This is a genomic window from Kitasatospora sp. NPDC057512, from assembly GCF_042802135.1.
Classification (GTDB): domain Bacteria; phylum Actinomycetota; class Actinomycetes; order Streptomycetales; family Streptomycetaceae; genus Kitasatospora.
On sequence record NZ_JBHVET010000204.1, the window covers coordinates 1 to 11,757 of the forward strand.

The following is an 11,757-nucleotide window of genomic DNA, read 5'->3' on the forward strand; positions in this document are numbered from 1 at the left end:
GACCCGGCCCGCTTCAGCCCGCCGGGTTCGCGGACCGGACCTCGACCAGACCGGACTCGTAGGCCGCGATCACCGCCTGGGCACGGTCGCGGACACCCAGCTTGGCGAAGACGTTGGTGATGTGGTTCTTGACCGTGGAGACGCTGATGCCCATCGCCGAGGCGATCTCGGCGTTGTCGAGGCCGGTGGCCAGCAGCTGCCACACCTCGATCTCCCGGGGCGTCAGCTCGACAGGCCCGGACACCGGCACCGGCACCGACGCGGGCGGCCGCGGCAGGCGGGGCGAGGTGACGTAGGCGGAGATCAGCCGGGTGAGCAGGCGCGGCGCCACCACCGCCTCCCCGCCGTGCACCGTCCGCACCGCCGCCGAAAGCTCCTCCGGGGAGACGTCCTTGGGCAGGAACCCGGAGGCGCCGGCGCGCAGGGCGGCGACCACGTACTCGTCCATGTCGAAGGTGCTCAACGCCAGGACCCGGCACGCGGGCAGCTCCCGCGAGAGCCGCTCGGTCGCCTGGACCCCGTCGAGGACCGGCATCCGGATGTCCATCACCACGACGTGGGGCCGGTGTTCGTGCGCGAGGTCCACCGCCCGCTGCCCGTTGTCCGCCTCGGCCACCACCTCGAACGCCGGGTCGGGGGCCAGGATCAGGGCCAGGCCTCGCCGCACCAGCGGCTGGTCGTCCGCGATCAGCACCCTGATCCGTTCCGGGGTTCCCGTCATCCGAGCCGTTCCTCTCCGTCCGTCGGCGCCACCGGCAGGCCGGCCACCACCCGGAAGCCACCACCGTCGATGCCCCCGGCCACCATGCTGCCGCCCTGCAGTGCGACTCGCTCGCGCATGCCGATCAGACCGTACCCGGTGCGGGCCGCCCCCGGTCGATCCTCCCAGCGGCCCCCGGCCCCGGGCAGGCTCCCGGGGCCGATCCCGGACCGGGCCCCTGGTCCTGGCCGGGGCCGCACACCGGGGCCCCGGTCCTGACCGCGTTCCCCGCCCCGTTCCCGCCCCGTTCCCGCCCCCGGCCGCTGTGGCGCGGGCTCCGGCGGACAGGCACGCGGCGAGCCGTCCCACGGTTCCGCCGTCCCGCGAACGCGTCCCAGGAAGCTCACGTCTTCCCAGCTCAGAGCAGGTGCGGGCGTCCCCGGGGTCCCTGATCGCCGGCTCACCGTTGTGGCCGGGACGAACGGGCGGACAGGCTGGCGACCAACACCGAGAAGGAGCACCTGTGAGCACTGTTCGGGCGACCCGATCCGCCATACGCACCACCGACCGTCTCAACCGCGGCGCGGTGGCACTGACGATGGGCGGGGTCCTGCTGATGACCGCGGCCTGCGGTGACGACCAGGGCAAGGGCGGTGAGGCGGCCGGCCCGGCGGGCGCCGCCGCCACCGCCGGCGCCACCGGGACCGGGGCCGGGGCCGGGAACCCGAACACGAACACGCCGAAGACGTCCGCCGCCGTGCTGGACGTCGAGCCGAAGGACGGCGCCCGCGGCGTCGCGCCGAACGCCCTGCGGGTGTCCGTCTCCCAGGGCAGGCTCACCACCGTCGAGGTGACCGACAAGGACGGCAGGCCCGTCCAGGGCTCGATCACCCCGGACGGCACCGGCTGGAAGCCCGCCGCCGCGCTCACCCCCGGCACCGCGTACACGGTGAACGCCCAGGCGGCGGACGCCGACGGCCTGCTGGCCGCGTCCACCTCCGCCTTCACCACGCTCACGCCCGACAAGCAGGTGTCCACCAACGACAACATCGCCGACGGCCAGACGTACGGCGTGGGCATGATCGTCGAGGTGGACTTCAGCACGAAGATCGTGAACAAGGATGCCGTCGCCAAGGCGATCACCTTCGAGACGGACAACGGCACCGAGGTGAAGGGCCACTGGTTCGACGACAACCGGCTGGACTTCCGCCCGGCCGACTACTGGAAGCCGGGTACCAAGGTGACCATCCACTACCGGCTGAAGAACGTCGAGGTCGCCCCGGGGATGTGGGGCGACGTCGACAAGGACGAGCCGTTCGGCATCGGCCGCTCCCAGGTCTCCACCGCGGACGCCGCCACGCACCGGATGACGGTCGTCCGGGACGGAAAGAGCACCACCGTGCCCGCCACGCTCGGCGACGCGAAGCACCCGTCGTGGGGCGGCACCATGGTGGTCATGTCCAAGGAGAAGGTCACCCACATGAACTCCCAGACCGTCGGCCTCGGCAACGAGTACGACATCCCCGCCGTCCCCCACGCGATGCGGCTGACCAGGAGCGGCACCTACCTCCACGGCAACTACTGGTACGAGGGCGACCCCTTCGGCAAGGCGAACACCAGCCACGGCTGCGTCGCGCTCAAGGACGTGGAGGGCGGCAGCGACACCTCCAGCGCCGGGGCGTTCTTCAACAGCTCGCTGATCGGCGACGTCGTCACGATCGTGAACACCAAGGAGAAGACCGTCGCCCCCGACAACGGACTGGGCGGCTGGAACCTCCCCTGGGCGAACTGGTAGACCCCGCCCGCGCCGTCCGCACCGGCGGCGAAGCAGTCGATGGTAGACAAACGGTCAACGCCGCGACCCGGCCGGGCCTGCCCACGGCCCCGCGTCCGAAGCACCGCCGTCCATCACGCGTCTGCTCCCGCACGCCAGAGTCATGCCCGTCCTTCTCGACCCGGGCGGCCGGACGGCGCCCGGCAGGCACTCCCAGAGAGACGTCCATGATGCTTCGCAAGGTACTCGGAACCGTGGCCGCCGCCGTGACCGCGGCCGCCGGTCTCACCCTCGTCACGCCGACCACGGCCTCCGCCGACATCACCTCAGGGGTGGAGTGCCGCCAGTTCGTCGGCGGGATCAGCACGCCGGTCGTACGGACGTCGCCCATCACGCCGAGGAGTTCGGCAGGGGGCATCGACCCGGGCTCGGTGATCGGCGGCGTCTTCTCGGGCGCCGACTTCGTGAAGTCGCTGGTCGACGAGGCCCGGAAGAGTGCCGAACTCCGCGAGAACCAGGCCGGGTTCCTGGAGAGCCTGTCCAAGAAGCTGCAGTACCTCACCAAGGGCGAGTACAACATCAGCATCTTCCGCTCGGGCAAGGGCTTCCAGGAGAACATCCTGCAGAAGTCCAACTGCTTCGGCACCGTCCAGTACGAGGGCGCCGAGGACAAGGCGCTGTACGACGTGTACGTCTTCGACTCCGACGGCCAGGTGTGGAGCAACGACGGCGCCTACGGCTACCAGAACTGGCGGCACTACGGGCACACCCACTCCACCGGGACGGCGGGCAGCCGCACCGACAAGTACACGTACTGGTTCCCGACCACCCCGCAGAAGTCCGCCCACGAGGCGGCGGACGCCCGCGCCCGGGGGGCGAGCGGCAAGCCCGCCCACGGCAAGGTGACCTCGCTGGTCTCCGACAACGGCCTCGCGGTCGACCTCTCGAACAGCAACACGGCCGCCGGGACGAAGATCCAGGCCTGGCAGCCGAACGGCTCCCAGGCCCAGAAGTGGGCGCTGTGGGACAAGGGCAACGGCAACTGGCAGATCGAGACCGACTTCCGCGGCGCCATGATGCTGGACGTCATCCCCAACGAATGGCGCACGCACCTGGTGAGGGACAACGGCGGCACCAACCAGCTCTGGCGGTTCGAGGACTACGGCAACGGCTGGTACCGGATCCGGTCCGTCTACAACATGCAGAACGGCTACCCGAACGGCGGCTGCCTGACCGTCGAATCCGCCGGCGCCGCCCTGGGCGCCTGGAACTGCGACCGGGGCCTGGGCGGCGGCCAGCTCTGGAAGCTGACGGGCTGACACCGGCACCGTCCGGATCGCGGCCGGAACAGCGGAGCCGCCGTAGCAGAGGCCTGTCCCCCCGGGCCCTCCTCACCACGGCGGCTCCGCTGTACCCGTGTACGGCAGCGCGTTCGGGGGGGGGTGCGTCGGCCGGGGCGCCGGGGTGCCGGTCGCGACGCCCGCGGCGGCGGGCCCAGGCGGACGTCAGACGGACGTCAGGCGGGCATCCCCGGCTCGGCGAGGCCGCTCTCGTAGGCGATGATGACCAGTTGGGCGCGGTCGCGGACGTTCAGCTTCGCCAGGAGGCTGCTCACATGGGTCTTCACGGTGGGCAGGCTGATCACCAGCCGCTGGGCGATCTCGGCGTTCGACAGCCCGTTCGCGATCAGCACGAGCACCTCCTGCTCCCGCCTGGTGAGCCCGACGAGCCGCGGGACCGGCCGCGCCGCTGGCCGGGCGCGGGAGACGGTCTCGATGAGGCGGCGCGTGACCGTGGGCGCCAGGACGGCCTCACCGGTGGCGATGACGCGGATGCCGGCGACCAGGTCCGAGGGCGAGGCGTCCTTCAGCATGAACCCGCTCGCGCCCGCCTGGAGGGCCGGGTAGACGTACTCGTCCATGTCGAACATCGTGAGGGCCAGCACCCGTACGCCGGCCATGGTCTCGTCGGAGCAGATCTCCCGGGTGGCCGCGATGCCGTCCATGACGGGCATCCGCAGGTCCATCAGGACGACGTCGGGCCGGAGTTCCCGGGCGAGTTCCACCGCCCGGGCGCCGTCACCGGCCTCGCCGACGGTCTCCATCCCCGGTGTCGAGTCGACGAGGACGCGGAAGCTCCCGCGCAACAGCGCCTGATCGTCCGCGATCAGCACCCGGACCGCCTCGGCCATCCCGCATTCCCCGCAAACTGCTCATCGAGCCCTCGAAGTCGGCGATTCTAGCAGCAGCGCCTGTTCCGCCTCCTCGACTCCCCACGGTCACGGCCCTGTTGAGGACGGGCCGGCCGGCCAGGGGCCGAACCACCCCGGCCGGCCGCGCCCGTCACGAGCCGCCGAGCACCAGCTCGCCCGTCCCGCTCTCCCCGACCGTCACCCCGGTGCCGTAGGGCTCCGCGAGCCGGACGACGTCGGCGAGGATCTCCTCGGCGCCGACGGGGTCCGCCAGCCGGGGGCGGCCCCGGTGGTGGACCGGCCGGCCGAAGCCGAGGTCGACCGGGTGGAGGCGGGCGCCCACCAGGACGCCGTCGTCGAAGGTGAGCACCGGCACGAGCGACTGCCAGTACCGGCGGTGCGGGGCGAACATCCGGCGGCCGTGGCCGCCGAGTTCGTCGAAGTACCGGCCCGGGGTGAGCTGCTCGCCGGCGGCGACCTTCGCGTAGTCCTCGGCCGGCACCCGGTCGGCGAGTTCGATCTGGCTGACGATGTTCCCCAGGCTGTAGAAGATCGGCTTCCCCCGGTGGAGCTCCACTCCGCGCAGGTGGTGCGGGCCGTGGCCGACCACGATGTCGGCGCCTTCGTCGATCATCCGGTGGGCGAACTCGCGAAGGAACTCGCCGGGTGTCTCCGGCGTCGGTCCGGGCTCGTGGGAGTGCACGCTGACCAGGACGAGGTCCGCGCGGCGCCGGGCCTCGGCCACCCACCGGGAGATCCCGTCGAGGTCCCCCGGATCGCACCGGGTGGTGAAGCCCGGTGCGTCCGCGGTCTCGAAGCGGGTGCCGAACAGGTTGAGCCGACCGGGCCCGGGCATGGCGGGATCGAAGCCGAGCAGGGTGCGCGCCTCGGCCCGCCGGTCCCGCAGTCCCGTGTCGCCGTCGATCTCGCGCAGGACGTCCATCTGCGCGGGCGTCACCCGCAGCGTCGCGCCGTGCCGCAGCGGGCTCAGCCCGGGCCGGCCCGGCAGGTCCGGTGACGGGGCGGCCGCCTCCTGCCCGGGCAGGAACGTGGAGCTGCACGAGATCACGGCCAGGCTGCCGGCGGGACGGTCGACGTAGACCGGCCGGCGGGCGGCGGCGAGGTCGGCGCCGATCCCGGCGAACGGGACGCCCTTCGCGCGCAACAGCTCCACGGTGCCGAGCAGCCCGTCGGTGCCCAGGTCCAGCGCGTGGTTGTTGGCGCAGCCGAGCACCGTGAAGCCGGCCGCCGCGACCTCGTCGACCACGCCCGGGTCCGCGACCAGGCAGCCGCCGCCCGCCGCGTTGTGCACCGGGTGTCCCCGTCCGGTGGCGGGGACGACCTCCAGGTTGGTGAAGGCGAAGTCCGCGGCGCGCAGGGTCGCGCGCAGCCCGGCGGCGGCCGGGTCGGAGGTGATCAGCGCGCCCCGGGTCGCCATGCAGTCCCCGGAGAGCGCCACGGTCAGCCGGGTCATCCGCGGGCCTCCGCCACCGCGCGGGTGAGGGTGGCGACCGCGTCCGCCCCGGTGACCTCGACGCGTTTGCCGTTCACCGTGACGGTCGGGGTCAGCGCGACCTTGCGGGACGCGGCGACGTCGGAGACGTACCGTACCCAGGGCGTGTACGTGCCGGCCCGGACGCACTCCTCGAAGGCGGCGCCGGTGATCCCGGCGTCCCGCCCGGCCGCGATCAGCTGGTCCTCGCTCAGGCCCGGCCCGCGTTCGGCGGGCTGCCGGTCGAACAGCACCGTGGTGTACTCCTCGTACCTGCCCTGCTCGACGGCGCAGGCCGCGGCGGAGGCCGCCCTGGTCGAGTAGCCCGCGGGGCTGCTGCGGTTGTCGAGGAAGGTGACCGGGTGGTAGACGACGCTGACGTCGCCGCTCGCCTGGAGCGTCTTCAGCTCGCCGGCCAGCGCCTTCTCCGTGTTGCGGCACTCGGGGCAGAGGTAGTCGAGGTAGAGGTCGACGCGCACCTTGCCGGTGGAGGCGAGCAGGCCCGCCTTGTCGTCCGTCGCCTGGGCGGGGACGGTGCCCGGCACCTTGTCCGGCATGGTGTTGCTCGCCCGGACGAGGCCGACGCCCACCAGCGCGGCCCCGACCACCACGACCGCGGCCAGGAGCGACACCAGCAGGGTGCGCCGCCGGCGGTGCCGTTTCCGCACCATCTCCCGCACCATGGCGTCCGTTGCCTGCATGGCCTATCGCTCCTTCGTGTCCAGGACCCAGTGGTCCAGCGCGTAGCGGGTTCGCGGATTCCGGATCAGGAGGACGGCGGCGGCGAGCAGGACCAGGTCGCGCGCGATGTCGACGACGTAGCCGCGCACGGCTCCGTCCGTCACGGTGCCTCCGCTGCTGAAGCAGCCGCAGTCGATGGACAGTCCCCGGGCCCAGACCGAGGCGATGGCCGCGATGTACACCACCATCAGCACGGCCGCGCCGGCCGCCACCACCCTGGTCGCCAGCCCGGCGAGCAGCAGCACGGCGAGCGAGACCTCGATGAACGGCAGGACGCCGCCGATGAGTTGGGCGGTGTCCTCGGGCACGATCCGGTACAGGACGACCGTGCGGCCGGCCTCCGCGAGGTCCTGGACCTTCAGCAGGCCCGCGTAGCCGAGGACCACGCCCAGCAGCAGCCGGGCCGCGGTCCCCGTCCACTCCCACGCCCGGACGGCACGCGCCGGGTGCGCTCCGGTTCCGTTCACGGTGCCGCTCACCGCGACCGCGCGAACCGGTGGGTGGCCACGCCGAGCGCGGCGGCGGTGATCGCCACCAGCAGCCCGAGTTCCGCGACCACGGGCGGGTGCCAGTGCCCGAGCATCAACCGGGTCTGCTCCGAGGTGAGGATGTCGGGCCCGGGCAGGGTCCGGCGGACCGCGTCGACGCCGTAGGTGAGGGGGTTCAGTTTGACCACGGTGTCGAGCCAGCCCGGCAGCCCGTTCGGCGGGAACATCGCGCCGGAGAAGAACATCAGCGGCATCAGGCTCAGGTTCACCACGATCTGGAACGTCTCGACCTGTCGGATCGTGACCGCGGCGAGCAGCCCGATCGAGGTGAACATCAGCGAGACGAGCAGCGTCTCCAGCAGGACGACCAGCAGCATCGGCGTGTACCGGATGCTCGCGATGCCTCCGACCGACAGGAGCATGAGGCCGTAGACCGCGCCCGTGGTGGCGCCGCCGAACGCGAGGCCGAGCACGATGCTGGAGCGCGGGAACGGCGAGACGAGCATCTGTCGGAGCATGCCGAGCTTGCGGTCCCACACGAGCGAGATGCCCACGGCGACCGCCGGCGCCTGGACGGACATGATCAGCGTGCCGGGGAACAGGAAGGCCCGGTAGTCGTTCAGCTGGGCCTTGCCGAGGCTGGAGGACGCCGCGTCGAGGCCGGTGCCCAGCACGACGAGGAACAGCAGCGGGGTCACCAGGCCCATGATCAGGCGCACCGGGTTGTGCCGCAGCCGTGTCATCTCCCGCCGCCAGAGCAGCGCGTACGGCCTGAGGGCGAATCCCCGGCGGCCGGTGGACGGGCCGGCCGGGGCCGCCTTCCCGGCGGGAGCGTCCAGTACGGTGTCCAGACCGCTCATCGCATTCCCTCCCCGATGTCGCTGAGTGTGCGGGTCTTCGTCCCGCTCTCCCGGATCTCGGACCCGGTGTGGTGCAGGAAGACGTCGTCGAGGGTCGGCGAGGTGGTGGTCACCGAGAGCACGGTCACCCCGAGTCCGGCGCACAGCCGCGGCACCAGGGTGGGGCCGTGGGGGACCCTCAGCCGCAGTCCGTCCGGCGCGGGCTCCGCCGTCAGGCCGAAGCGCTCGGAGAGCTGCTCCGCCGCGCGCGCGTCGTCCTCGGTGCGCAGCACGACGAGGTCGGACCCGATGATGGACTTCAGTTCCGCGGGCGACCCCTCGGTGACGACCTTGCCCTTGTCGAAGATCGCGATCCGGTCGCAGTGCTCCGCCTCCTCCAGCTGGTGCGTGGTGAAGAAGACGGTGATGCCCTGCTCCTGGCGCCGCCGACCCAGGTACTCCCAGACGGCCGCGCGGGTCTGCGCGTCGAGACCGGTGGTCGGCTCGTCGAGGAAGAGGACCCGGGGGGAGCCGAGCAGGCCCCGGGCGATCTCCAGGCGGCGCCGCAGCCCGGTGGAGAACTGCCCCACGGGGACGTTGCTGCGCCCGGACAGTTCCATCATGTCGAGCATCTCGGCGATCATTCCGCGTGCCTCGCGGCGGCCGAGCCCGCACAGGTCGGCCTGGAAGCGGAGGTTCTCGGCCGCGGTGAGGTCCTGGTCGAGCGTCGACTCCTGGAAGACGATGCCGATCCGGCGGCGCACCTCGGCGGGCCGGCTCACCACGTCGACACCGGCCACCTCCGCCCGGCCCGCCGTGGGCTTGAGGAGCGTGGTCAGCATGCTGATCGTGGTCGTCTTGCCGGCGCCGTTGGGCCCCAGGAAGCCGAACGTCGCGCCGTCGGGGACGGTCAGGTCGAGGCCGTTGACGGCCGCGTTCGTACCGTAGTAGGCGTAGAGGCCCTCGGCCCGGATCGCCGTCATCGGAGGTTCCTCCTCTCGGGGCGGCGCACGGCCAGCACGGTCCGGAACACGCCCATCTCGCCCGGTTCGTCCACCGGCCGCCCGTCGATCTCGACCCAGGCGTGGGCGGCGAAGGGCTGGGTGCGGAACCCCGTGCACCAGTCGGCCCACCGGCCCCGGGCCCGGCACAGCAGGACGGTGGCGACGGACCGTTGGAGGCAGCCGAGGCCGGCGCAGCGCGTGCTGACCGAGACGACCGACCGCCTGGCCCGTGCCGTCTCGGCGTACCCGGCGGGCCTGGTGCCCCGGCTGATCACGCGCAGCACCCGCTGGAGCCGGGCCGGAGGCAGCCTGACCAGCAGCCGGGCCGCGCCGGCCGCGCACCTGGGCGCGATCTGGCGGTGCAGCGGAAGTCGCGGGGCCTGTTCCGCGACGGCGGGGGTGGTCACCGCGAGACCTCCACGAGCTTGGCCGCGCTCAGTCCGTCGACGAGGTCCATCACGTCCTGGTGGGCCTGCTCCCGGCTCACGGGGGCGGCCTCGGACATGAGCACGGCGAGCGTGTCGGGGGTGTCCCCGTCGAGCAGCTTGCGCAGGATGGCGGAGCCGGTCGCGTTCAACTGCCAGTAGCGGCCACGGCGTCCGTCGAGCAGTACCGCCCCGGTGTCGATCGGGGTGAGGGTGACGTCGCGGGCAAGGCTCAGCTTCATCTGCGTTCTCCCGTGTCCTGGAGGTGGGGCCGAACGTGCGTCCTGAGCCAGCTCTCGCACGCCACGGTGGTCTCGATCGGCTGGATGTGATGGGCCATCGGCCCGGGGTTGAGCACCGCGGACCGGAACTTCGCCGGGTCGATGAGGCCGAGCCGGGCGAGCTGCGAGTCCTCGCAGAGCTCCAGGAGCCGGGCCCGGTTGCGGGCGATGCCCCGGAACGCCTCGGCGCTGAACTCGCCCTTGTCGCGGCGGTCGAGGATGTCCGCGGGCACGAGGCCCCGGACGGCGTCGACCAGCAGCGGCTTGAACCGCCCGGTCGCCAGTCGCTGGTCGATCCGGGTGGACATCGCCGCCTCCAGGACGCGGTCGTCGAGGAAGGGGGCGTCCCAGACGATGCCGGCGGCGGCGACGACGGTGTTGACCTGGCGGACCGTCTTGCCCTCGAAGGCGATGGAGGCGAGCGCCTGGTGCCGGGCCCGGTCCGCGTCGAGCGGTTCGGGGGTCTCCCGGGCGGCGTCGGTGAGCAGCTTCCGGACGGCCGCCGCGGCGTCCGGCGTGGCCCAGGCCGGCAGGCGGGGCGCGAACACCCAGCCGAAGTCGGGTTCGTCGAGCGGCGGGGGCGGGTCGCCGATCCTGGCGGCGACCCGGGCGAGGCTCTGGGCGAACGTCGACCGGTCCGTGAGCGCCCGCACCGTCCCGCCCAGGGACCAGCGGTTGGCGAGCCGGTAGCGGTTGAGCAGCTTCAGGCCGTTGACCGGCTGGGCGCGGGCCAGCGACCAGGCGCAGGCGGGCATCCGCCCGAACAGCTCGTCCCCTCCGAAGCCCGTCAGGTGCAGGGAGGCGCCCTCGCCGGTGGCCCGTTCCGCCAGGTCCCGGATGTGGGCGAGCCCGGAGGCCCAGGTCGACGGCCCTTCCGGGGCCAGGTCCGCGTAGTCGGCGGTGTAGCCGACGTCGAGCAGGTTCTCGGCGCGGTCCGAGGAGAGCGTGTGGTGCCGGGCCGACGGGAGCATGGCGGCGGCCTTGCGCGCCCAGAGGGTGTCCTCGTTGGCGCCGTCGATCGGCATGACGTGGTACGTGACCAGGTCGGCGCCGGCCGCGTCGGCGAGGAAGCAGAGCGAGGTCGAGTCCAGGCCGCCGGACAGGTCGGCGCTGATCGTCCGGTCCGGACGGACCCGGGTGGCGACCGCCTCGGACAGCGCGGTGCGCACGGCCCGCGCGCCCTCCGCGAGCGGGAGACGGGCCTCCGGCAGGTTCCACCAGCGGATCTGCCGCGACCGGCCGGCCGCGTCCAGTTCGAGCCAGTGCCCGGTGCCGAGCGCGTCGACGCCCCGGCGGACCGGGCGCAGGGACAGCGGCCAGGGCGCTCCGCCGGGGGCCAGGAGGCGGGCGGCCAGCAGCGTCTCGTCGAGGCCCGCGCCGGTGAGGCGCAGCAGCGGCCCCACGGCGCCGGCCGCCACGGTCACCCCGTCCACCGCGGCGGTGAAGACCTGGCGCACACCGGAGACCGAGCCCTGCACGCGGACCTTGCCGTCCATCGAGGCCATCAGGTGGAAGAGGCCCGGCAGGCGGGACGCGACGGCGTCGATGTCGTGGAGGGAGCGCATCCGCCCGAGTGCGGCCGTGGTGGCCTGCTCGTCGAGCCGGGTGCGTCCCAGGAGTGCCAGGCGCCGTGGACCGGCCTGGAGCACCGTCATCTCGTCCTGCTGCCAGTCGCCCACGATCCAGGGCCGCCCCGACGCGTGGTCGATCCGGTGTGTCGCCCGCAGCCGCGCGGCCGCCTCGGCGCCGGCCGCGTTGTCCGGAAGAACTGCGAATTCCATGTCGTCTCGCTCCCCGGGGTGGTGCCGGTGCGCCTGAGCGC

At 73.0% G+C, this 11,757-nt stretch carries 13 protein-coding genes; 2 read left to right on the forward strand and 11 right to left on the reverse strand.

Annotated elements, in window-relative coordinates; genetic code table 11:
* Window positions 1-13: 13 nt before the first annotated feature.
* Together ACFU6K_RS15925 and ACFU6K_RS15930 are read right to left on the reverse strand one after the other, a co-directional pair.
* Entirely contained in the window at window positions 14-721 is a 708-nt protein-coding gene (locus ACFU6K_RS15925; protein ID WP_380663487.1) for a response regulator, read from the reverse strand.
* Window positions 718-840 (reverse strand): hypothetical protein, encoded by a 123-nt coding sequence (locus ACFU6K_RS15930; protein WP_380663489.1) that lies wholly within the window; start codon window positions 838-840, stop codon window positions 718-720. Before ACFU6K_RS15930 ends, ACFU6K_RS15925 begins: the two co-directional genes overlap by 4 nt.
* Window positions 841-1,223: 383 nt before the next feature.
* Here ACFU6K_RS15930 and ACFU6K_RS15935 point away from each other — a divergent pair, with 383 nt between their 5' ends.
* Together ACFU6K_RS15935 and ACFU6K_RS15940 are read left to right on the forward strand one after the other, a co-directional pair.
* Window positions 1,224-2,495: an Ig-like domain-containing protein gene (locus ACFU6K_RS15935; RefSeq protein WP_380663490.1), complete on the forward strand. Its 1,272-nt coding sequence runs from the start codon at window positions 1,224-1,226 to the stop codon at window positions 2,493-2,495.
* A 206-nt stretch (window positions 2,496-2,701) separates the two neighbouring features.
* Entirely contained in the window at window positions 2,702-3,793 is a 1,092-nt protein-coding gene (locus ACFU6K_RS15940; protein ID WP_380663492.1) for an RICIN domain-containing protein, read from the forward strand.
* A gap of 197 nt (window positions 3,794-3,990) precedes the next feature.
* Here the strand turns inward: ACFU6K_RS15940 and ACFU6K_RS15945 are convergent, their stop codons facing one another.
* The 9 genes from ACFU6K_RS15945 to ACFU6K_RS15985 all read right to left on the reverse strand — a co-directional run bounded on the left by ACFU6K_RS15945 (window position 3,991) and on the right by ACFU6K_RS15985 (window position 11,716).
* Window positions 3,991-4,665, reverse strand: coding sequence for a response regulator (locus ACFU6K_RS15945; protein ID WP_380663493.1), 675 nt, complete (start codon window positions 4,663-4,665; stop codon window positions 3,991-3,993).
* A gap of 151 nt (window positions 4,666-4,816) precedes the next feature.
* On the reverse strand, window positions 4,817-6,139 hold the full coding sequence (mslH, locus tag ACFU6K_RS15950; protein ID WP_380663494.1) for a lasso peptide C-terminal Trp epimerase: 1,323 nt from the start codon (window positions 6,137-6,139) through the stop codon (window positions 4,817-4,819).
* A complete protein-coding gene (locus ACFU6K_RS15955) occupies window positions 6,136-6,858 on the reverse strand; it encodes a DsbA family protein (protein WP_380663496.1) in 723 nt (240 codons plus the stop codon). Before ACFU6K_RS15955 ends, mslH begins: the two co-directional genes overlap by 4 nt.
* Before the next feature lie 3 nt (window positions 6,859-6,861).
* Window positions 6,862-7,365: a MauE/DoxX family redox-associated membrane protein gene (locus ACFU6K_RS15960; protein WP_380663498.1), complete on the reverse strand. Its 504-nt coding sequence runs from the start codon at window positions 7,363-7,365 to the stop codon at window positions 6,862-6,864.
* Between the two features lie 8 nt (window positions 7,366-7,373).
* Entirely contained in the window at window positions 7,374-8,246 is an 873-nt protein-coding gene (locus tag ACFU6K_RS15965; protein WP_380663500.1) for an ABC transporter permease, read from the reverse strand.
* Window positions 8,243-9,208: an ATP-binding cassette domain-containing protein gene (locus ACFU6K_RS15970; RefSeq protein WP_380663501.1), complete on the reverse strand. Its 966-nt coding sequence runs from the start codon at window positions 9,206-9,208 to the stop codon at window positions 8,243-8,245. Before ACFU6K_RS15970 ends, ACFU6K_RS15965 begins: the two co-directional genes overlap by 4 nt.
* Window positions 9,205-9,636 carry a lasso peptide biosynthesis B2 protein gene (locus ACFU6K_RS15975; protein WP_380663503.1) on the reverse strand — a complete coding sequence of 144 codons (432 nt, stop codon included), beginning with the start codon at window positions 9,634-9,636 and terminating at the stop codon, window positions 9,205-9,207. Before ACFU6K_RS15975 ends, ACFU6K_RS15970 begins: the two co-directional genes overlap by 4 nt.
* Window positions 9,633-9,896, reverse strand: coding sequence for a lasso peptide biosynthesis PqqD family chaperone (locus ACFU6K_RS15980; protein ID WP_380663504.1), 264 nt, complete (start codon window positions 9,894-9,896; stop codon window positions 9,633-9,635). The genes ACFU6K_RS15975 and ACFU6K_RS15980 overlap by 4 nt, the downstream gene beginning before the upstream one ends.
* Window positions 9,893-11,716: a lasso peptide isopeptide bond-forming cyclase gene (locus ACFU6K_RS15985; protein ID WP_380663506.1), complete on the reverse strand. Its 1,824-nt coding sequence runs from the start codon at window positions 11,714-11,716 to the stop codon at window positions 9,893-9,895. Before ACFU6K_RS15985 ends, ACFU6K_RS15980 begins: the two co-directional genes overlap by 4 nt.
* Between the last annotated feature and the right edge of the window lie 41 nt (window positions 11,717-11,757).